The organism is Marinomonas mediterranea MMB-1 (assembly GCF_000192865.1).
Taxonomy (GTDB): Bacteria; Pseudomonadota; Gammaproteobacteria; order Pseudomonadales; family Marinomonadaceae; genus Marinomonas; species Marinomonas mediterranea.
Genome location: NC_015276.1, coordinates 2,088,202 through 2,109,877, shown reverse-complemented (window position 1 = coordinate 2,109,877; position 21,676 = coordinate 2,088,202). Strand labels below are relative to the sequence as shown.

Genomic DNA, 21,676 nt, shown 5'->3' with positions numbered 1-21,676 from the left:
TCAAAGAAAAAACACACCTATTTTTCTAACAGAAGACTTATTGACAGGCAAATGAACGTGCTTTTGCAACATCACCTTTTTTGTATATAGCAGTCAATGGATAAGGACACAGAGGGCGAGAGATCCCTTTCATAGTTTCTGGAATATCACGATTATCATCACGTGTTGCTGCAACAACCTCCGCAGGAGAGTGACCTTGTTCAACCCAAGAAATCAACGGTTCAAGCATATTAAATTGATCAGCAGAAGGCCCACCTTGACCATGCGGCATACCTGGAATGCGATACAATTTAGCAAAATTGCTCGCGTTTCCATCATTATTTTCATCTAAACGATTGTACCAGCGCACAGTATCTTTAACAGAGAAAACAGGGTCACTGTTGCCATGATAAATCATCATTTTGCCATTTGACTGTTGGAACTCTTTCAGTATTGGATTATCAGCGTTAGGTGGTGTCATCACATTCATCGCTGACAGTGGAAACATTTTAGTTTTATTATATATTTTTGGCGCATCTTCATCGAAATCATAGGCCAATAAGAAGTCAATCAATGACTTGGGGTCTCCGCCTACATTAACAGGTGGCGTGCTAAATATATGCGCTAGAGATGCCGCCCCCATAACCCCAATAATAGGTTGATGATCCCATGATTTGATATGGCTCTCAACTTTCCAAAAACGCCATCCACCTGAACGAATACCCGAGTCATATACCCAATCAGAATAGAGCGCCTCATGCTTACTATTACTAGGACCTTGGTGCATCAAGACCAGCGCGTTAATTTTTTCTTCTGGTAAGCAACCTTGTCTCGAATCCGTTGCACAACTTAACGCCTGCGGATTAAAGAGCTTCTGACATTCATCTGATGCGAATATCAAACCGTCTTGCGCACCGTCTAAAGTATCACATCGCTCCAATATCGCATCTGAAAACGAATTCAAATCTTGGCGGGTCAGTGCTTGACTAATGTCACTGTTTACAGCGTGAAGCGCTTGAATATCCCAGGCATGTTGAACCGCCGCTTTAGGCAAGTTAAAACCGGGATAGCCGATCAACAAGCCATCAAACATATTTGGGTAACGAACAGCCGACACCATCGCTTGCCGTCCACCATTAGACTTACCAATACCATACGCATATTGAATCGGCTGTTTGTAATAGCTTTCTACTAACTGCCGCGCAGCAGGGTTCAATTTTTCGATAAAAGAATATCCATAATCTTGACGCGCCTGAGGGTCATGGCCAAATATTGCCCCGCCGACTAACCCAGCGTTTGGATTCAATTTGCCATTGTGGCCCGCATCACTGGATACCACAGCAAACCCTTGATTAATCGGATATTGATCCGGTGTTAAACCTGCTACGACACCCAAAGCAGGCTTAACCGCACCATCGTTACCACCATTAAATTGAAATGCAAACCGCTTCTTCCAGTTTTCAGGCAATCGCAGTTCAAATTTCAGCGAGTAATATTTGCCATCCACTCCTGTCCGCTTATCAAGTTCTCCTAATACCAGGCAATAGGGAACATTCACAACATCATCGTTAGAAATATATTTTGTTGTTATATCAACGTTGTTTGATATTGAGTTTGGCAAAGATTGACAGTCCATCTCAGCGGCTTGTCCAAGCGATGCAGTCAGAAACAGAGCAAAACTTGTGTTAAGCAATAGAATCGGTTTCATATAGGATCCTGTTTTTTTGTTATTTTAATAGCTGCAACTCAAAACAGTTTGAGCGCTAACCAATAATAAGCACAATAAACAATAAAAATAATTCAATTCCTCCTTAACGAATTCAATTTTTAGAACGCTATTCTTAAAACACCATGGGAATTGACAACATTTGGAGACTAGATACAGCCAATACTTCATCTCTTACATAGAGAAAATACATTCAAAATATGAATGAAGAGATTACAAAGATATCATCATGCGAAAGAGATCCGGTCGAAATTTGACGAGCATACTCCGTAAAATCGTTTCGCTTTTTCTACTTGTGATGCTTCCGTTGTACCTGGAACAATAAAATAACCGGGAGCAATAATCGGCTGAATCTGAGTGACCGAAATATTAAACAAGCCTCTCACTGGAAAAACGTCACTAACAAGTGGCTTGATATGGGTAAATAAAGCTCCATATTCACTATCTGATGGTTAAATATAATGTGCGGCCCCTTTAACCTTAAAGCCTTTTTGCTTAAGTACATGCACAAAACTAACACAAACTAACGGGTTATCTAGAACGTTCTTCCTACTGCTTGATGACGCAATATCAGCAATAACAATATGGAGGTCGTCGACAAAGGTAAAATTTTTTTTGGGAGAACAATTTGGATTACCATCAGCTCCTAATGTTGACAGCCAGCAAAGCACACTTTCATTTAATGAATTTTTTACTTCTGAAGGTAAGCATATTTTTACCACTCTTAACATGAAACATAGATTAATGGTTTATACGAGAAACAATATTTCCGCCAGCTTAGAGTAACCAGTTAATATAACTGTTCATCACGTCAACACAGTACGCGGTGTTGCTCTTATTATCTGAATTTAAGCCCTTCTGATCCATTAAACATTCCATTATAAATAATAATCTAGAAAAAAGTTTATTATTTCATTTTCATCCACCAAAGAAAATCCTTTATTTTCAAACTCTAATAAATCATTTGATGATGGGAATGAAAAGTACTGACCTGAGCTTGGCTGAGAAAAAGCTCCTACCGTTTTATTTTTTCTATAAGAAAAATAGCATTTAATATCAATTCTACACCCGAAACATATAGATTTAATACATGCCAAAGATATGACTTATTTTTGTCAACTTCAAATCTGGATTTAGACAGAATTCGACCTGAATCAATACTTCCATCTTCAATATAGTGTAATGTCGTACCAATTTCTTTTTCATCATTTAACATTGACCAAAAAGTAGCCATCACACCTCTATATTCTGGTAATAGACCTGAATGTAAATTCAATACACCAAAGGAAGGAATATTTATTACATCATCTTTAAGTATATTGCCATAGCGAATTAAAATGATCAGGTCAAGTTGATGCTTTCTTATTTTCTCTATGTTTTCAAATGAGTTAATTTTATTTAACACCTCCATTAGTTGCAACAAGTATTCATTCAATTGTTCAAAAGTTTTACATTCCGATTCAAAATGGACTCTATTGATTAATGGTGACATCAATTGATTAAAACGATTTTGTTCAAAAAATTTCAACGTTTCCAATCGAGGTATATTATTTTGGCTAGCACCAACTTTTGACGATAAAAATACCGATATATCGTGGCCCCTAAGGCCTGGAATTAACAAATTAAGAGCATAATTACTCGCAATATTTTTATTAGCTAAAATAATAATTTTCATTCTGTAACTATCCATAGCCTATTGAAAATACAACGTTAAAGTTAAGGAAGGTATAAGCAAGCTTCAGCCTGATCAGAGAAACAGCCTCACACATCATTTTCAATCCACTTGTTAAGATGCTTATATCTCTTTTATAAAGTGATGCGTTGTTTTAATTTTTGTGAAACCGACAGTTTTGTTAGCTTCTAGACTTCATGGGTAATGAGTGGTCGTATCGCTTGCCAACTTTCTATATCCTTTTTGTATAGCCCAACCCTCTACAAATTCCATTAAATTCCGCCCATATTCCTTTCCTCAATATTTTGAACGAATACACCAACCTTCTATGTAGGGAATTTCCTGATCGTGACTTCTGGGAGCATCTTTTCTAATCGAAAATTCTATAAAACCAATAGGGTCATTATTTTCAACGACTATATAAATAAAGTAATCATTCGAGTTAAATATTTTTGTTATTTATTCATTTAATGTTTCATGACTATAATAAGGCCATAATTCTAGCCGGAGTTGTAGAATGATCTTTCTATACTCCTCTCTTCCTTTAATTATATCCATTATTTTTTACCTAACATTCAAGCAATGGCAAACGTTAACGCGCCCAGTCACACACTGCCGATCATCAATACTTCTACTAGAGAACATGCTTAGTATATTGTTTTTTAGCACTCGCCATCACAGATTATGATTGAGTAAACAACCAAACGCCCTGCATTACCATTTTTTAAAATTTGGTAGCTTCTAAGGATATCATCTTGTTTTTCTCCAACATAGAATTTATGTTTATTTGCCTTTTTTAAAGCGAGTCACGGCAATACCAGCACCCGCTCCTATGCAGGGCGCGAGCATACCTTGAAAAACTAGCTTCAAGCCTGCCTAAACCTATATTGTAGTTAGGGCTCGAGCATACCTTCTAGGTAAAATGTTGCAGGAATGGACATTTTCCCCTTAGACGACACCGTTAAGGTCGGGGAAACGAGCTCCAGATGAGACCAGAGCCGCGTTAAGTTATTTCAATTTCCAACGTACGGTTTGATTGGCGTAGAATGGAACAATCGGATCGCCGTCAGGCAAGATAATACTGTCCGGCACTTGCCAGTCTTCTTTTACTAGCGTGACGGTCTCAGTGTTACGAGGCAACCCATAGAAGTCGGGACCGTGCAAACTAGCAAAACCCTCTAGCTTGTCTAGCGCGTTTAACTCTTCGAATACTTGTGTGTACAACTCGAGAGCAGACCAAGCACTGTAGCATCCCGCGCACCCACACGCATTCTCTTTCTTATGACGCGCGTGCGGCGCGGAGTCTGTTCCAAGGAAGAATCGATTTGAACCTGAAGCCACTGCGTTACGCAATGCCTCTTGGTGCGTCGAGCGCTTTAGTACTGGCAAGCAATAGTTGTGCGGCTTTATACCACCATCAAGAATATCGTTACGGTTCATCATTAAATGCTGTGGTGTGACCGTTGCAGCAACACCTTCACGAGCCGACATTACAAAGTCCGCCGCATCTTTGGTGGTGATATGCTCAAAGATGACCTTTAAAGAAGGTACTTTTTCAACGATACGTACTAGGTGTCGATCGATGAACTCTTTTTCTCGGTCAAAGATATCAATGTGTTTTTCGGTGACTTCACCATGAATCAAAAGCAGCATGCCATTTTCAGCAAGCGCTTCAAACACAGGAAACAATGAATCTAAACTGTTTACGCCAGCATCAGAGTTGGTCGTTGCACCCGCTGGGTACATTTTGGCTGCAACAGCGCCCGCTTTTTTTGCGGCTTTAATATCGTCTGCTGTCGTTTTGTCAGTCAGGTACAAGGTCATTAGCGGCTCAAAACTGCTACCTTCTGGGCGAGCTGCCATGATACGGTCACGGTACGCTGCAACCATTTCTCCTGTTGTAACAGGCGGCACTAAATTTGGCATAACAATCGCGCGCGCAAAACAACGTGCGGTTGCTTTTACGGTTTCATTAAGCATTAGGCCATCACGGAAATGAAGATGCCAATCGTCAGGTTTTATGAGGGTAATTTCGTTCATGCTTAAGCCTTTTTATTCTCTGCTTTGATTTATTTACTGTGTAAAGCGACGTATTTCTTATTAAAAGTGTACGGCAAGGGGTTGTCACGCACACAAAAAAGCCGAGTCAAGACTCGGCTTTTTTTACTCTAATGATTACTCAGAGCGTTTACCACGACGTTCACGTGGTGCACTGTTGGAACGTCTTCCACGATCACCACCGCCACCAGGACGACGATCACCGCGACGCTCACCACCGCCAGCTGGACGACGATTACCACCAGCAGGACGACGGCTCGGATTAGAAGCGCGCTCGTTTAATGCATCAGCGTCTTTAAGGACACTGATTTCAGTACGCTGACCACAAATACGAGTTTTGTTTAGCTTACCGATAGCCTGTTCAGAAAGATCTGCTGGCAAATCAACGGTCGCGAAATCTTCGTAGATTTCGATATGACCAATGTAGCGACTTTCAACGTCCGCTTCATTTGCAATCGCACCAACGATGTTACCCGGCTTAACGCCATCACGGTAGCCGACTTGAACAACGTAACGCTGCATGTCCATGCTTGGATTGTCTTTAAGTGGCATCGCATCTGCCGTAACAGGACGATGACGACGAGGCGCGCGTTCTGCACGATCAGGACGGTCATCACGATCACGACGTTCACGACGCTCTTGACGAACTTCAAGCTCTTTCAGAAGCAACGGTGTTTTACCTTGTGCCATGTGCGCTAATGCCGCACCTAACTTAACAGGGTCTACATCGTTTTCTTTCTGGTAGCTAGCAGCCAATTCAATAAAGAAATCCAGATCTTCGTTATCAATTGTGTCCGTGATGCGCTGTTTAAAGCGAGCAACACGTTGTTCGTTGATATCAGAAGCCGTAGGCAATTGCATACGCTCAATCGCTTGACGAGTCGCACGTTCAATTTGCTGCAACATGCGGCGTTCACGATGGCCAACGAATAGGATCGCTGTACCAGAACGGCCCGCACGGCCAGTACGACCAATACGGTGTACATAAGATTCTGTATCGTAAGGGATGTCGTAGTTTACAACATGACTCACACGATCAACATCTAGACCACGTGCTACAACGTCTGTTGCCACAAGAATGTCAATTTGCCCCTTCTTGATACGATCTACAGTACGTTCACGTAAGTTTTGACTGATGTCACCGTTCAACGCTTCACAAGCATGACCACGAGCGGTTAGCTTTTCAGCCAATTCAACCGTTGCAGCTTTAGTACGAACAAAGATGATCATGCCATCGTGTTCGTTCATTTCAAGAATACGTGTTAACGCATCCAACTTATGAATACCGCTTACCTGCCAGTACTTTTGACTGATAGTTGTCGCTGTAGATGTCTTCGTCAGAATCTTAACTTCTTTAGGGTTGTTAAGATGCTTGTTGGCCACTTTACGGATCACAGGTGGCATTGTTGCTGAGAACAATGCTGTTTGGTGACCGTCAGGTGTATGTTCAAGAATCCATTCGACGTCGTCGATGAACCCCATACGAAGCATTTCATCCGCTTCATCAAGCACAAGTGCTTGTAAGCCGTCTAGTTTCAGTGTTTTGCGGCGGATGTGGTCCATAACACGACCTGGCGTGCCGACAACAACTTGAACACCGCGACGCAATTGACGTAATTGCGTATCGTAAGACATACCACCGTAAATCGGCAGTACGTGGAAATCAGGAATATTGCGAGCGTAACTTTGAAACGCTTCGGAAACCTGAATAGCAAGCTCTCGAGTAGGAGCAAGTACCAACAGTTGAGTTGACTTGTTTGTTACATCTATACGTGAAAGCAGCGGTAGCGCAAACGCTGCAGTCTTACCAGTACCCGTCTGCGCTTGCCCTAGTAAATCGTGCCCTTCAAGAAGGTAAGGAATACTTTGCGCTTGGATAGCTGAGGGTTGCTCGTAACCGAGGTCGGCAACCGCTTTAAGAATAGGGGCGGCTAAGCCCAACGAATCAAATGTTGGCTGAATATCAGCGTCAGACATGTAAATGAGTACCTTTCTATAGGATGGTTGAAGTGCTTGTGACACTTCATTTCAGTTCGAGGATAAACCTGACGGCGAATTATAGGTGAGTAGTGACAAAAGCGCTAGTTAATAAGAGCAATATATTGAATATAATAAGGAAATTTAAAAAATATATCGTTTATTCGGTTAAATCAGGGCAAATCTCGCATTATTCTTGCCTGTTACACCCTACTGAAAACCGAAACAAGATAGACATCACGTCCACTTACCAAGGTATTTGACTGCCATCGTAGTTGATAAAAGCACCAGATTTACTTAAATCTAAGAGCTCGATAACCGACAACAAGCCTTCGACACTCACATCAACTGAAATCAAAGCATTTGGGCCACCCATCGCGGTTTTCACCCAACCAGGGTGAAGCGCCACGACACTGATTCCCTTATGCCTAAGATCAATCGATAGACTTTTTATAACTTGGTTCAGTGCCGCTTTCGAGGAGCGATATAGATACCCTCCTCCAGATTGATTGTCTTCAATGCTACCCACTTTACTACTGAGAAAAGCGAGCTTGGGCGCATCGCTGTCCTCGAGACAATCAACAAACGCTTCTGCAATGAGATAGGGGCCAATCGTATTCGTCGCAAAAACTTTCTGCCACTCCGCAACATCGACCTCGCCGAAGGCCATCCCTTTCGGGCCATAGTAACCTGCATTATTAATAATCCAGTCTAACGATAGATGTTTCCATTTTTCTTTTAAGACAGAGATAGAGCTCGGTTCCGCCACATCGAGTTGAGCAGTTGAAAGTAAAGGATTTTGGTCTTCCAGTGTCAGCAATTCAGTGGCACTCTCAGGTCGTCGATAGGTCGCCCAAACTCGATGCCCATTAGCAAGCAGATGTTTCACTAACGCCAAACCTATGCCGCGACCTGCGCCTGTTACTAACACATTTCGTTCCATAACGACTCCTAATTGCTTTTATAACGCTCTGGGTTCGAATCCAGCATAATAGCAATCCAACGTAAACGCGGGTTTGCTTCTAATGCCAATTTAACAATTATAGTGAGAGGAATCGATAAAAGCATACCCACCGGACCAAACACCCACCCCCATACTAATAATGACAGAAAGACGACGAGTGTCGATAGCCCCAGTCCCTTGCCCATGTATCTAGGTTCTATGATATTGCCGACAATCAAATTCACCGCGGCAAACCCTAAGGCTGTAAGCCCTGCTCCGAGTGTTCCAAGCTGAACAAACGCCAGCATAATCGCAGGAATAGCAGCGATGATGGAGCCAATATTGGGAACGAAGTTCAACAAGAAGGCACACACACCCCAAAGAATTGGAAAGTCTACGCCAATCACGGCCAGCCAAATCGTAATCGCACCACCCGTTAGTGCACTGACAGACGTTTTGATCACTAAATAACGATTAACCGTCACAATAAACTGGTCGAAACGTGCTAAAGAGCGATGCGCATTATCCAGCGCGATGTGTAATTTCTTAGGCAGCTCAACTGCTTCAAACAAGAGAAATACAACGGTTAAAACCACTAAAAAAAGATTCGTCAGAACGCCACCTAAGCTGGTCAGGGCATTGGCAAACATTTGCATCAATGACGCAGGGTCTACGTAACCTTTCACTTGATCATAGGAAATCTGAAGGCCAAGCGTATTTAGCTGAGCAATGAGTTTTGCCAATTCCGTTCCGAATCGCTCTTTGTACCCGGGTAACGCATTTGAGAAGTCATCAAGTGATGATCCCACCAGCAAAGCGATACTGCCAAGCCCTCCCAATATGAGAAAGACCACGATCAAAATAGACACCCACGTCGGTACCTTTTTTCGGCGCAAGCTCGACATTAAAGGAGCACAAATAATGGCAATAAAAACAGACAGCATAAATGGCACCACAATCTGCGACGCCGATTTCAATCCCGCGATAATGATGATTAACGCCGCAAAGCCGACTAACCACTGTGTACCCTTAGAACGTATAACCATGTCTTTTCCTCATTAAACAGATTCCATCCGCTTACGCTTTTAGCTCGTTTTCTGACCTATTCACTTCTCTGTTATTTCGCTTTACGGTGTGAATCATAAATAAGCGACTTTAAATATAAACCGACTCTAAAACGGGTAAATGCTTTGAGCATAGTCGGATAGATCTTGTAGCATCAAGCGCTTCGATGCGGTTAACTCTTCATCTTGAGCAAGTTCATTTAGACGAGCAAAAAACGCATCCATATGAATCGTGCCACCGCCATCTGCATTCAACAATCTCGTTTGACGATATTCTTCCCACTCTTCACGCTGTTGTTCACTTAGCTGATCTGGGTAGTTTCGACCAAGGTAACGCATAAACATTTCAGGAAGACGACGGTCATCGAACGCCATTTCGATTTCACCCAAGGCTTCAATCGGCGTACTGCGAATTTCTTCCATTCGCTGTTTGTCTTCCCTAGAAAAGAATCCGCCACTGTACAGCATTGTATCGGGGTCTTTATCGATTCGGCGCTCTTCTTGCTCAAACACTTTTGAGAGTTTTGCCACTAACTCTTGAGTTGATTTAAGTATGCTTAAATTAGTCCGGCAAACATCACCGTCTAACGCTAACCTCTCGACAACATCGGCTGCTTTTAAAAACGTCGCAGGTGCCACTGCTGGCGCGCGGTTCAAATGTATTACTTTTAACGGTAAGCGCGTTAGTTCTCCGAGCTCTTCGGTCGTTGAAAATACGCGTTGTCGGATCTCTTCTACCGTTAAGGTCACTAGCGGGGTCGCATCTTCCATCAAGTCGTACACTATGATGCCATTTTTATTACTTGGGTGCGGTGCAAGCGGTGCGACGAATGCAGCAAACTTTTTATCCAACCCGAACATACCTGAAATATGCAAAAACGGCTTCATACGATAAGGATCTATAAACTGCTGAAGCTCACTTTTGTGGCGCATTTTCGCATAGTAGTCGAACAGTTTGGGTTGCGTGTCTCGTATTAATTTCGCAATGGCAATGGTGCCATACACATCGGAAAGAGCATCGTGGGCCTGCTCATGGGCAAGACCATTCGCTTTAGTCAACAACTCCAGCTTTAATGAGACTTTGCCTTCGTCGTTTTTTGGCCATTTGATGCCATCAGGCCTCATGGCATAGGTCATCCTAACAAGGTCGATAACATCCCAACGACTACATTTGTTTTGCCACTCACGAGCATAAGGATCGATAAAGTTACGATAGAAGCCATAGCGAACGACTTCGTCGTCAAATCGCAAAGTGTTGTAGCCCAACGCACAAGTGCCTGGCTGAGAGAGCTCTTTCTCTATCTCTGCCATGAATTCAGCTTCACAAAGCCCTTCACGGTTCGCGTCCTGCGGTGTAATGCCAGTTAATAGACAAGCATCTGGATTAGGAAGTACGTCTTCAGCAAGTTTGCAGTACAACATAATAGGATCACCAATAGGATTAAACTCTAAATCCGTACGAATCCCCGCAAACTGCATTGGTCTGTCTTTGGCAGGATCCACTCCAGTTGTTTCAAAATCAAACCAAAAATACGAGCTAGGCCCAATGTTACTCACAAATAAATCCTGTTCGATCAAAAATAAAAAGGTATTATACGCATGTAACCATGTTTATGGCGATCTGAGGAGTACCCATGCCAAACAATGTGCCTAGCCAAGCACCTACTTTATGCCCATGCGGAACAGGCTTACCGTATGAAATGTGTTGTGGAATGTACCACCATAACCCCGGCACAGCACCAACTGCAGAAGCATTAATGCGCTCGCGCTACTCTGCTTTCGTGCTCAATGACTTCGATTATATTGCCGCCACACAGAAGCTTGAAAGCGACCCAGAACAATCTGCGGATGACGTGCAAGACAGTAATGCCAGCACACAATGGATTAAACTTGCCGTCAACGAGACGCAAGATGGACTAGAGAAAGACAAAACAGGCATGGTTGCTTTTACCGCCCATTTTAAAGAAGGCAAACACATTGGACGTTTGAGCGAACGCTCTTTATTCAAAAAGATCAAAAACGCTTGGTATTACATCTCTGGTGAGCATGAAGTACAAGGAAATACCCCTCACGTTTTACCTGAAGAAATGAAACTGGGCAGGAACGACCCTTGCCATTGCGGATCAGGTAAAAAGTTTAAGAAGTGTTGCGGATAGAAAGTTTAAGAACTATTGCGGATAGAGAGTAGTCGTATTCATTAAAATACGTCAATTCAAATTAACGCGTCGTAAATACACATTGAGAGAACACAGGTTAACCTTGTTCTCTCAAGTTTTCCTCTAGCGCGCCATCCCAGCTCGCTTTTATTTCCCTTATACCACTGTCTAATTTAATAAAACGCTCGACTAAATCTGGATCGAAATGCAATCTCGCATTTTCCTTAATGTAGTCATAGGCGTCTTCAACGGGCCAAGAAGGTTTATAGGCTCTTGGCATTGTCAATGAATCAAACACATCAGCAAGGGCGACGATTCTTGCTGACATTGGAATATCCTCCCCCGCTAAACCTTGAGGGTAACCTGTTCCATCCCAACGTTCATGATGATTCATTGCAACTTCAGCAGCGACTTGAAAAAGTGGTGCCTCACTTTTACTCAAAATACTCTGCCCGATTTCGGGATGAGTTTTCATTATCTCCCATTCATCTGGTGTGAGTTTTCTAGGGGCGGTGAGGATAGCGTCTGGTATTCCGATTTTCCCCATATCATGCATTGGTGCCGCAAGCTTGAACATTTCTACTCGATAATCATCCCAACCCATATCTTTAGCGAGAAGTGCGCAATAATCCGCCATTCTCCACATATGGTTTTCCGTATCTTGATCTTTGAAGCTTGCCGCTTCGCTCAGCATTTTAATTGCCGACGTGAGCGCATCTTCAAGCTGAGCGGTTCGCTCTTCAAGCATTAACCGATCGTGCTTATTGCGCTCCGCTAAGGTAATATGAGTTCGAACGCGAGACAGGAGCGTTTTTTTAGCGATAGGCTTAGTGATAAAATCAACCGCCCCCATCTCGAACCCTTTAGATTCATCCTGCTCCGACGTCATAGCGGTGACAAAAATAATTGGGATATGCTTTAGCCTCGAATCCGCTTTTAAAACATCACACAACTCATACCCGTTCATGTCTGGCATCATAATGTCGAGCAAGATCAAATCCGGTTGCAAACGTTCGAGCACGCCTAGTGCGGCCTCTGCGCTCTTAGCAATGCTGACATGGTATTGAGGCGCCAGAACCGCTCTCAATAAATCAATATTGTCCGCCATATCATCAATAACCATAACCGTCTTGCGAGACGACGTATTCGCTCCATCTATAAGTAACGTAGAGCCATTATTGTCGTTCTTATTCATTTCGCCCATCGACCTGATCTACTCCCCTCAAAATACGCTCCACAATGTCGAGAGCGTATTTATAATCATAGTGCTGTATGTATGCTCTCGCCTCCTCCAATTCCTTGTGGAACGGTAATGTTTTGAAACGAGCAAAATCCAAAATGTAAACTTCTGCATCAGGATTCCCTTCAACAAGTAAGGTACGAAGGTGCCGTAACAAAACAACCAATTCGCGGTCGCTTTTATTCGAACCACCCTCATTTTCAATAACACGTTGAGCGACACCGTCCACGTCGTCTTGTGAATGCCGATCAAGATAACGATCTATGGCAGCAATGACGGTAGAAACTTCATTAACAATTTCGACAATCGCATCATTGGCGACATAATTAGTGGTTTGCTCACGGCGTCCCGCCTGATCTTCAGTTAGGAAATCCCCCTGATTTTCTAACTGTTTGATTAAATGCGCTAACCGCTCTGCCCCAATGTTCCTCGCCATACTAAACGTATTATGTAGAATAATCGTTAACGCCTGATTGGAAGCCTCCGTCACCACAACTGCTTCATGAGAGTGCTGTTTAAGAGTCGTGGGTAATTTAATAAGCTGATCTTTAGCGCGCGTCAGCACACTCATATACAAACTGTGATCTGATAACATCACAGACAAACCTTGCTCAGGGTTGAAAGCTTTGAGTCCGCCCTTCGAGGTATCGCTTTTTTGAAAATCACTTTTAGGCGCTTTTCGTTCTCCTACAGCCATTTTTTCATTATTTTTTAAGGAGCCAGACGTCTCAGCGCTCTGAAGAAGTAACGCTCTATCACTTACTGTTTCAGTGCTTGGTATCCACTTTCGGAGAATGTCTAATAATTCGGTTGGTTTAAACGGCTTCGATAACACCCCTTGCATCCCAGCCTCAAAAACAACCTTTTTTTCGGTTCCCATCACATCGGCGGTCAATGCAATTATAGGTACATTATGTCCTTGTAGACGCATCTCACGAGCCGCTGAAACCCCATCTAAAACAGGCATTTGAATATCCATTAGCACCAAATCAAACGTTTGAACTTTTATGACTTCCAATGCCTTCTGACCATGCTCAGCGAGCACTGATATCACACCCAATTTGTCGAGCAATGCCCTGACAATTTCAGCATTGACCGGATTATCTTCTACAACCAAGACTCTGCGCCCAACATACGCCTTGGCTCGATTAAAAGCGTCTATTTCAGCGTCAATTTCAAGATGACTTTGCTTAAGACTGTCGGGATTAGATAAACTACTAAAAACGGCTTTGGGCGTGACCAACGTCTCAACACCGCTGATATCGATTAACACTTCCCCGAGACTTGTTTTTGCATAAGCCTCATCGCAGAAAACAACACATGGCTTTGACATGCTCTCAATTGGGCAAACATCCTTGAACGCAACGCCCTCGCTGTTTACCGTTTTGAATTTGGTTGCACTAATAAACAACACATCATAACGTCGTTCATTAACCAACTCATTCGAAACAACTTGAAAGCTTGGAAGGTACTTGGAGTTCCCAATAAACTGAGCAGCATGCCGATCATCAGGTATCAGAATAAGCTTTGACTTCGATGCGTAAGTAAACTGAGAAGACGCTTTATCAATTTGATAGGGCAACTCGATAAAGAATGTCGTTCCGCGCCCCACTTGGCTTTTAAAAGATATGTGCCCACCCATTAGCTCTAACAATCTTTTGCTGATACTTAACCCAAGCCCTGTGCCGCCGTATTTTCGTGTTGTACTGGCATCGGCTTGCGTAAAGCCATCAAAAACATCAAGAGTAGAGTCAATACCAATCCCAGAGTCTTCCACACAAAATAATAGCCCTCCTTCTTGACGCCTTTTCACCGTCACACAGACATACCCCTTATCTGTGAACTTGATCGCATTTCCTACAACGTTTACCAACACTTGCTGAATGCGAGTCACATCGCCAATAAAGGCATCATCGAGATTGAAGTCACGCTGAACAAGCAACAGTAGTTTCTTAGATCGTGCGGTGGGTAAGCTAATGTGATGAATGTACTCTAGGACATCATCCAGTAAATAGGAGCGTTCAACGAGGTCAAGTTTGCCTGATTCAACTTTTGAAAAGTCCAAAATATCATTAATCAGTTGCAGTAGATTATTAGAGGATTCGTCAATTCGATTAATATAACGCCGCTGCCTTTCTTGAAGCTCAGTATCCAATACGAGGTGCGTCAAGCCGATGATGGCGTTCATGGGGGTTCTTATTTCATGGCTCATCGTTGCAAGAAAATCTGACTTTGCTTGAGCAGCTACTTTGGCAGCCACGGCCGTTTCCTCAAGGTCGTTTGCCAATCGCGCCATTCTTTTGTTGTCCCTTAGACTTTCTCGTATCAAATACATAAGCAGGGCAATGATAATCGACATCGTAACGGTGAGCAGCATAACCAGCACCCCAAGCTGATTATATAACCGCAATTCGATTGCTCGAGCATTAACACGGTCATCCGATTTAAGCTGCAACCCCCCAACCGAAATCAGTTTGGCGTACTTTTTTATAATCACAGATTCACGCTGAATAATACTAACCTCATCGATGGTCATATCGTCTTTATATAAAAGAAGATCTATATGATCAAACGACGTTTTAATCAGTTCAATATTCTGATCAAAATTAGCAGTTCGTTTACTAAACCGATTCAGCTTGCCTGCTAACAATATGTTTACTCGGCTGTATAAAATATCAAACCTTAGACGCGTATTAGACAGCCGTTTATCAGAAACAACCCCTGATTTTTTGAAGTCATTTAGCAACAGCATTGATTGATTGGCAAATAAATGAGATTCATGATCAAGCTGGTACATCGCCCACAGCGTATCTTCATCACTTTGATTTGCAATAGACTCTGCGCGTTGATGAATTTCAAAATAAAAATAAACAGACGCGGCTAAAAAGAGGGACGCAATAAAGGCAAGAAAACCTAAGGTAAACCGAGCCTTTATCGCGACATTATTCATTGGAATGTTGGGAAAAAGCTAGTCGACTCGAATCGACTTTACCTGCCAAACAGACCGATTCTGAATGACTTCGTTATTGAGTGATGGGTCATCGTCGAATGGATAAACGACAAAAATCGGCCCTTTATCTCTTACACTCAGCATTTTTCCATCGCTCATCAAAGCAAGCAATACATTATGCTTTTTAGCATCGGCAACAGGAACAATCGCGCTGTAGTCATTCAGAGCCGTCACCACCATTTGACTTCCAGACGCGCCCACTGCTTCCAAAACCGCTTTTAGACGAGGACCTGAGTAGGTATTAACCCCGTCGGTCCAAGGAGTATTGGTAACCTGATCTTCAAAGCCTAATTCACGAAGCATGGCCAGATCAAACTCAGCACCATTTGGCGTATTTTGCTCCGAGATTTTACCTGTTACAGTCAGAACCACTCGCCCCTCTGGCGCATCCAATGCATAAGCATTCATTGAGACGGCCGCTGAGAACAGTGTGGCATAGGCGACTTTTTGCATCGCCCCAGTTCGTAGAGATAAAGTACGTTTAACGCTCTGCATCACAGAAACTCCTTTCACTCATCACAAAAACAATTAGCTCACATCTCATTATAGAAATAATAGTCAATAAATCATGGGAGATTAACGAATTGACACCAAACGACACCAAGCGCACATATTGCTAAGGCAATGGCTGTCCTCGAGCAGCCTCCCAAATATCAAACCATTGATCCTGAGACAGTGATACATTCAAAGCATCGACGGCAGAAGACAATCGTTCTACTTTTCCAGAGCCTAAGACAGGGCATATTTTAGAAGGGTGTTGCAGTAACCAAGCCAACGCAATCTGATCAACCGACGCATCCTGTTCACTCGCGACCTTTTGTAAAACGCCCCTCACCTCCTCTTGATGGCTAGAAAGCCCCATTTCCTTAAACAGTGCACCGCCGCCAAAGGGCGACCACGCCATCGGTGTAACAGCGTGTTGTTGTAAATGATTCAAACTACTGTCTTCAATATGTTTAGGTGCAACTACTGACAATTCGATTTGATTTACGATTAAGGGCACCTCTAATCTCGACTGGAGTAAATCAAACTGAGCAGGAGAAAAGTTAGAAACACCAAAATGCTTGACCTTACCAAGGGTAAACAAATGCTCAAAGGCACCCGCAACGTCGTCTGGGTCCATCAATGGGTTTGGACGATGCAGTAACAAAAGATCAATGTAATCAGTATTTAGATTGAAAAGCGATTGCTCAACCGAACGAATAATATGCTCCGGCGAATGATCATATCGATATCGACGCACATCTGGACGTTGATCGCTCGGCAGTCGAATACCACATTTGGAGATCAGTTGAATACCATCGCGCAGCTCAGGTTTAATCTTTAGAGCTTCTCCAAACAGAGATTCACAACGATAGTCACCGTAGATATCAGCATGATCAAAGGTGGTCACACCTAATTCCATTGCCTGCTCAATAAACGCCAGTCGCTCTTGGGCATTAAAACCCCACTCATTCATTCTCCAAAAGCCCTGAGAGATTCTAGAACCTTCAAACCCTAATGGATGATACTGATGTTTCACTTTGTGTCCTCTAGTCGTAAATATGGGTGCATTTCACTGGATTATAACGCGTCAATACGTATACACTATACGCCCTAAAATAATACCAAGCTTGCATTCTAAATCGTTAAAAACGGTTATTTATGTAAATGCTTTGGAATAAAACACACATGCGGCACACCGCAGCTCACATGCAAACGACGATACAGGAACTTTGATGGAAAGTTTAACGCTTGGCCCCCTTTCTTCCGCCAATGGAGAAATCCAGATCCCAGGGTCGAAAAGTCTTTCAAACCGCATTCTTCTATTAGCGACTCTTGCTAAAGGCACCACCAAAATAACCAACCTTCTCGACAGCGATGATATTCGTCACATGTTGAACGCTTTGAAAACAATGGGCGTACAATACACACTTGAAGACGACGGCCGCACTTGTATCCTAGAAGGCTTAGGCGGTCCGATTAATGCAACCCAAGCTGATTTATTCTTAGGCAATGCAGGCACAGCAATGCGCCCGTTGGCCGCAGCCTTGTGCTTAGGCGAAGGCGAGTTTCTACTGCATGGCGAGCCTCGCATGCACGAACGTCCCATTGGAGACCTTATCGACGCACTTAAATCATTAGGTGTCGACGTCGAATATCAAGCCGAGTCCGGTTACCCTCCGCTGAAAATAAATGCCGCTGGTCTTAATGGTGGTGAAGTTTCAATAAAAGGGAATATTTCGAGTCAATTCTTAACGGCATTACTAATGAGTGCGCCGCTGGCGAAAAATGACTTAGTTATTCGTGTTGACGGCGAACTGGTTTCCAAGCCCTATATTGATATCACCCTTCACGTTATGAAGCAGTTTGGTATCGAAGTTGAAAACCAAGACTATCAAGCCTTCGTCGTAAAAGGCCAACAAACCTACGTCAGCCCTGGTGAAATCATGGTTGAAGGCGACGCGTCATCTGCATCGTACTTTTTGGCTGCTGCTGCCATTGCTGGCGGTAAAATCAAAGTCCACGGCGTGGGTTCTGACAGTGTCCAAGGTGATGTTAAATTTGCGGACGCGCTTGCGGCAATGGGCGCAAAAATCACTTATGGCCCTACTTGGATAGAATCTGAACGCGGCGAGCTAAAAGGCATTGATATGGACATGAACCATATCCCTGATGCGGCAATGACCATTGCAACCACGGCTCTTTTCGCTGAAGGCACGACAACGATCCGCAACATTTACAACTGGCGTGTAAAAGAGACCGATCGCTTAAACGCGATGGCAACGGAACTTAAAAAGTTAGGCGCTGACGTAATCGAAGGTGACGACTACATCACCGTTACTCCAGTACCAACACTAAAACACGCGGCAATTGATACTTATAATGATCACAGAATCGCGATGTGTTTCTCACTTGTCGCCTTCTCTGATACGAAAGTAACAATCAACGATCCGGGTTGTACCTCGAAAACCTTCCCAACTTACTTCGATTTATTTTCCCAAGTCGCTAAGTAATAGAACGTTGAAAAACGTCACCTAAACTAGCGCAAAAAATCGAATAAAAAAGGCCCCATAAAGAGTTATGGGGCCTTTTAGTTTTCAACTCAGAGCCTGAAACACTTAGTAAAGAAATACCCTAGAGAGGCTTCTTTTTAGGTTCTTCGAACGGCAGTCTTTTTTTAGGTCCAATTCGATGCGGCCTTCTTTCAGACAACTCAAGATAAGCGGTTTGTTGCTCTGAGCTCAGAACAGCAAATAAAGCGGCCTTATTCTTCGCTTTCACTTTAATCAGGTCTTTCACTAAGTCAGCTTGTTTAGCAGCACTTTCACCCACTTTTTCTAAGTATTTTTCGTCACTTGGCGTAAGCCTATGCATTTGTCTTTCGAGAGAAACCAGTTGCTTTTCAAGCGATTTGATTTCCTCATTGCCTTTCTCCAAGACAGTAAATACTTTGATACGGGTTTCGCTATCTAACTCCAACTCTTTAGAAAGGCGCGCCAACGTCCCTTCTACTTTAGCCATATCCGGCATTTCACCTTTGCGCATGCCATCGAAAAACATACCGTCCATCAATGGGGGAGGCATTAACCTAGCATGCTCTGGATGAGGGCCTTTCATACCGGCCCCCGCCATTGCATATGAACCAGCGCCAGTGATACATAACGCAACCAAACTCGCTCGGCTAAGCAAACCACTCACTTTTATCCTCATCATCCTCATCTCCTTTATCATCGCCAATGGATGATCTTATTATGAGCAATCGAGTGTGATTGTGTGTCAGCCATAAGAAAATGCAGTGTAAAGGCGCCTTTAACTGTTCGATAACCACCTTTAAGCGATATCACCGCAACGCTGGGTCCCAATCCTTCCAGACCACTTCCCTACCTTGCTGACGAATCATGTTAGAAACATCGTAAACAGATCGATCATCGCTGATTTCGAATTGTTCCAGAGCTTCTTTTGCGTCTTCGGCGTACCCTCCTGGCTGAGTCTTTGACTCTGCGCTCATCGTCGTTACACCAAAGCGAATGGCATGCTTTCGAAACTCGGCAGACTCTCGCGTAGATAAGCTCATTTCAACATCTGCATCAAACAACCGCCATGCCGTCATGAGCTGTATCAGCTCTTTATCAGAAATCACAGATTTAGGCTGAATCCCTCCTTCACAGGGACGTATTCTAGGGAAAGCCACGCTAAAACGTGAACGCCAGTAACGCTTCTGCAAATGACGTAGATGCGCCGCCATCATCACTGAGTCGATTCGCCAATCATCCAACCCCAATAGAACGCCCAACCCAATTTTGTGAATACCTGCTTGACCAATGCGATCAGGCGCGTCGAGTCGATAATTAAAATTGGACTTATTGCCACGAAGATGGTGCTCTAAATACGTTTGTCGGCGGTAAGTTTCTTGATATACCAAAACGGCATCCAATCCCAAACTTTGCAACCGCTTATAATCACTGGATTCCAACGGCTGAACTTCCATTGATAACTGACTAAAGGCAGGTTTGAATTGCGGCAAAACCTTCTCAAAATAGGGCATTGAAACCTTATTCGTCTCGCCTGTAACAAGCAAAATCGAATCAAAGCCTTTGGACTTAATCGCCGCAATTTCACAATCAATTTGCTCGGCGCTTAAGGTTAAACGTTTAATCGCATTACTCATGGAAAAGCCGCAATAGGTACATTCGTTTGCGCACGTATTAGACAGGTACAGCGGTGCAAACAAGCTGACCGTATTGCCAAATCGCTGCATCGTGAGCCGTTCACTTTGAGTAATCATCTCCATTAGATAGGGTTTCGCCGCCTCAGAGATCAGCGCAGCGAAATCAAACAATGTTTTTTTTCTACTCGCCAGCGCCTGTTCAACATCTCGTGTTGTCGCATTCTTACACCAAGATCCAAACTCTTCCCAGTTCAAATGGTTTTCAAGCACATCACTAAATTGCCCACTCACCGCAGCGCTTTGCTCCAACAGCCTGATACGTTGCTTAGTGACTTTTTTTGGTGACGAGTGATCGGTGGATTGAGGCGTATTCATGACAACGTGTCCAAGAAATTTGTCAATGGACTCGAGGCGCTTGCCTCATTTGACTGTCGACCTAGGCCTGCCTCGTAGGCTAGGCGTCCTGCCTGAACCGCCAGTTTAAATGCTGCGCCCATATTTTCAGGGTTTGGAGACACCGCCATCGCTGTGTTTACCAACACCGCGTCCGCACCCATTTCCATCGCTTGTGCTGCGTGAGACGGTGCGCCTATTCCTGCGTCTACGATCACAGGAACATTAGTCTGTTTAATAATGATCTCCAAAAATCGCTTGCTGGCCAACCCTTGGTTAGAACCAATCGGGGCGCCTAATGGCATCACGCACTGACATCCCACCTCTTCCAGCCGTTTACAAAGTACCGGATCAGCATGAATGTATGGCATCACAACAAAGCCTAAACGCACTAACTCTTCGGCTGCCGTGAGTGTTTCGATCGGATCAGGCATTAAATACCGTGGATCTGGGTGTATTTCCAGCTTCACCCAATTTGTATCCAACAACTCACTAGACAGCTGCGCGGCATAAACCGCTTCTTTAGCCGTTCGCGCGCCAGAGGTATTGGGTAGCAGCTTGATACCGCTTCTTTGCAGGGGTTCTAATATGTTGTCTGAACGATTTTTTAAATCCATCCGCCTAAGCGCCAGTGTCGTTAATTCGCTACCGCTGGCAGCGATAGACGACATCATATGCGCCGAGCTTGCGTATTTACCTGTTCCAGTAAACAGTCGTGAACCAAACTCATGCCCCGCTATGGACAACGACCTTGTTTGCAGACTATCAAGCTGAGTGCCATTTAGATTATTTCTGTTTGATGTCATC

Annotated in this window: 17 protein-coding genes; 2 read left to right on the top strand and 15 right to left on the bottom strand. The window is 43.6% G+C overall.

Annotated elements, in window-relative coordinates:
- Nucleotides 1-37: 37 nt before the first annotated feature.
- From MARME_RS09660 to sbcB, 8 genes are all read right to left on the bottom strand, one after another.
- Nucleotides 38-1,687, bottom strand: coding sequence for a tannase/feruloyl esterase family alpha/beta hydrolase (locus MARME_RS09660; RefSeq protein ID WP_013661076.1), 1,650 nt, complete (start codon nucleotides 1,685-1,687; stop codon nucleotides 38-40).
- A gap of 470 nt (nucleotides 1,688-2,157) precedes the next feature.
- Nucleotides 2,158-2,436, bottom strand: coding sequence for a pyridoxamine 5'-phosphate oxidase family protein (locus MARME_RS22860; protein WP_223295024.1), 279 nt, complete (start codon nucleotides 2,434-2,436; stop codon nucleotides 2,158-2,160).
- A 284-nt stretch (nucleotides 2,437-2,720) separates the two neighbouring features.
- A complete protein-coding gene (locus tag MARME_RS09655; protein WP_013661075.1) occupies nucleotides 2,721-3,380 on the bottom strand; it encodes a formyl transferase in 660 nt (219 codons plus the stop codon).
- A gap of 1,005 nt (nucleotides 3,381-4,385) precedes the next feature.
- Complete coding sequence (gene pyrC / locus MARME_RS09650; protein WP_013661074.1) at nucleotides 4,386-5,417, bottom strand: dihydroorotase; 1,032 nt, start codon at nucleotides 5,415-5,417, stop codon at nucleotides 4,386-4,388.
- Nucleotides 5,418-5,552: 135 nt separating this feature from the next.
- Entirely contained in the window at nucleotides 5,553-7,412 is a 1,860-nt protein-coding gene (locus MARME_RS09645; RefSeq protein WP_013661073.1) for a DEAD/DEAH box helicase, read from the bottom strand.
- Nucleotides 7,413-7,659: 247 nt separating this feature from the next.
- A complete protein-coding gene (locus MARME_RS09640) occupies nucleotides 7,660-8,355 on the bottom strand; it encodes an SDR family oxidoreductase (protein ID WP_013661072.1) in 696 nt (231 codons plus the stop codon).
- An 8-nt stretch (nucleotides 8,356-8,363) separates the two neighbouring features.
- Nucleotides 8,364-9,401, bottom strand: coding sequence for an AI-2E family transporter (locus tag MARME_RS09635; protein WP_013661071.1), 1,038 nt, complete (start codon nucleotides 9,399-9,401; stop codon nucleotides 8,364-8,366).
- Nucleotides 9,402-9,527: 126 nt separating this feature from the next.
- Entirely contained in the window at nucleotides 9,528-10,976 is a 1,449-nt protein-coding gene (sbcB, locus tag MARME_RS09630; RefSeq protein ID WP_013661070.1) for an exodeoxyribonuclease I, read from the bottom strand.
- 77 nt (nucleotides 10,977-11,053) lie between these two features.
- Between sbcB and MARME_RS09625 the strand changes: the two genes are divergently transcribed.
- Nucleotides 11,054-11,575, top strand: coding sequence for a YchJ family protein (locus tag MARME_RS09625; RefSeq protein ID WP_013661069.1), 522 nt, complete (start codon nucleotides 11,054-11,056; stop codon nucleotides 11,573-11,575).
- A 97-nt stretch (nucleotides 11,576-11,672) separates the two neighbouring features.
- On the opposite strand, the gene MARME_RS09620 is transcribed toward MARME_RS09625, so the two are convergent.
- The 4 genes from MARME_RS09620 to MARME_RS09605 all read right to left on the bottom strand — a co-directional run bounded on the left by MARME_RS09620 (nucleotide 11,673) and on the right by MARME_RS09605 (nucleotide 17,347).
- On the bottom strand, nucleotides 11,673-12,770 hold the full coding sequence (locus MARME_RS09620; protein ID WP_049787821.1) for an HD domain-containing phosphohydrolase: 1,098 nt from the start codon (nucleotides 12,768-12,770) through the stop codon (nucleotides 11,673-11,675).
- On the bottom strand, nucleotides 12,763-15,765 hold the full coding sequence (locus tag MARME_RS09615) for a hybrid sensor histidine kinase/response regulator (RefSeq protein ID WP_013661067.1): 3,003 nt from the start codon (nucleotides 15,763-15,765) through the stop codon (nucleotides 12,763-12,765). The genes MARME_RS09620 and MARME_RS09615 overlap by 8 nt, the downstream gene beginning before the upstream one ends.
- Before the next feature lie 18 nt (nucleotides 15,766-15,783).
- Nucleotides 15,784-16,320 (bottom strand): molybdopterin-dependent oxidoreductase, encoded by a 537-nt coding sequence (locus MARME_RS09610; protein ID WP_013661066.1) that lies wholly within the window; start codon nucleotides 16,318-16,320, stop codon nucleotides 15,784-15,786.
- A gap of 121 nt (nucleotides 16,321-16,441) precedes the next feature.
- Complete coding sequence (locus MARME_RS09605; RefSeq protein WP_013661065.1) at nucleotides 16,442-17,347, bottom strand: aldo/keto reductase; 906 nt, start codon at nucleotides 17,345-17,347, stop codon at nucleotides 16,442-16,444.
- Between the two features lie 196 nt (nucleotides 17,348-17,543).
- Here MARME_RS09605 and aroA point away from each other — a divergent pair, with 196 nt between their 5' ends.
- The gene (gene aroA, locus MARME_RS09600; RefSeq protein ID WP_013661064.1) at nucleotides 17,544-18,821 is read left to right on the top strand and encodes a 3-phosphoshikimate 1-carboxyvinyltransferase; all 1,278 of its coding nucleotides are present in this window, start codon (nucleotides 17,544-17,546) and stop codon (nucleotides 18,819-18,821) included.
- Between the two features lie 121 nt (nucleotides 18,822-18,942).
- On the opposite strand, the gene MARME_RS09595 is transcribed toward aroA, so the two are convergent.
- The 3 genes from MARME_RS09595 to MARME_RS09585 all read right to left on the bottom strand — a co-directional run bounded on the left by MARME_RS09595 (nucleotide 18,943) and on the right by MARME_RS09585 (nucleotide 21,675).
- On the bottom strand, nucleotides 18,943-19,521 hold the full coding sequence (locus tag MARME_RS09595) for a Spy/CpxP family protein refolding chaperone (RefSeq protein WP_041647861.1): 579 nt from the start codon (nucleotides 19,519-19,521) through the stop codon (nucleotides 18,943-18,945).
- A gap of 127 nt (nucleotides 19,522-19,648) precedes the next feature.
- Nucleotides 19,649-20,851 (bottom strand): 2-iminoacetate synthase ThiH, encoded by a 1,203-nt coding sequence (gene thiH, locus MARME_RS09590; RefSeq protein WP_013661062.1) that lies wholly within the window; start codon nucleotides 20,849-20,851, stop codon nucleotides 19,649-19,651.
- On the bottom strand, nucleotides 20,848-21,675 hold the full coding sequence (locus MARME_RS09585; RefSeq protein ID WP_013661061.1) for a thiazole synthase: 828 nt from the start codon (nucleotides 21,673-21,675) through the stop codon (nucleotides 20,848-20,850). Before MARME_RS09585 ends, thiH begins: the two co-directional genes overlap by 4 nt.
- Between the last annotated feature and the right edge of the window lies 1 nt (nucleotide 21,676).

Excerpts from the sequence above, each read along its gene's own strand:
- MARME_RS09660 (WP_013661076.1), bottom strand. The coding sequence starts at position 1,687 with ATGAAACCGATTCTATTGCTTAACACAAGTTTTGCTCTGTTTCTGACT.
- MARME_RS22860 (WP_223295024.1), bottom strand. The coding sequence starts at position 2,436 with ATGTTAAGAGTGGTAAAAATATGCTTACCTTCAGAAGTAAAAAATTCA.
- MARME_RS09655 (WP_013661075.1), bottom strand. The coding sequence starts at position 3,380 with ATGAAAATTATTATTTTAGCTAATAAAAATATTGCGAGTAATTATGCT.
- pyrC (WP_013661074.1), bottom strand. The coding sequence starts at position 5,417 with ATGAACGAAATTACCCTCATAAAACCTGACGATTGGCATCTTCATTTC.
- MARME_RS09645 (WP_013661073.1), bottom strand. The coding sequence starts at position 7,412 with ATGTCTGACGCTGATATTCAGCCAACATTTGATTCGTTGGGCTTAGCC.
- MARME_RS09640 (WP_013661072.1), bottom strand. The coding sequence starts at position 8,355 with ATGGAACGAAATGTGTTAGTAACAGGCGCAGGTCGCGGCATAGGTTTG.
- MARME_RS09635 (WP_013661071.1), bottom strand. The coding sequence starts at position 9,401 with ATGGTTATACGTTCTAAGGGTACACAGTGGTTAGTCGGCTTTGCGGCG.
- MARME_RS09625 (WP_013661069.1), top strand. The coding sequence starts at position 11,054 with ATGCCAAACAATGTGCCTAGCCAAGCACCTACTTTATGCCCATGCGGA.
- MARME_RS09620 (WP_049787821.1), bottom strand. The coding sequence starts at position 12,770 with ATGAATAAGAACGACAATAATGGCTCTACGTTACTTATAGATGGAGCG.
- MARME_RS09615 (WP_013661067.1), bottom strand. The coding sequence starts at position 15,765 with ATGAATAATGTCGCGATAAAGGCTCGGTTTACCTTAGGTTTTCTTGCC.
- MARME_RS09610 (WP_013661066.1), bottom strand. The coding sequence starts at position 16,320 with ATGCAGAGCGTTAAACGTACTTTATCTCTACGAACTGGGGCGATGCAA.
- aroA (WP_013661064.1), top strand. The coding sequence starts at position 17,544 with ATGGAAAGTTTAACGCTTGGCCCCCTTTCTTCCGCCAATGGAGAAATC.
- MARME_RS09595 (WP_041647861.1), bottom strand. The coding sequence starts at position 19,521 with ATGATGAGGATAAAAGTGAGTGGTTTGCTTAGCCGAGCGAGTTTGGTT.
- thiH (WP_013661062.1), bottom strand. The coding sequence starts at position 20,851 with ATGAATACGCCTCAATCCACCGATCACTCGTCACCAAAAAAAGTCACT.
- MARME_RS09585 (WP_013661061.1), bottom strand. The coding sequence starts at position 21,675 with ATGACATCAAACAGAAATAATCTAAATGGCACTCAGCTTGATAGTCTG.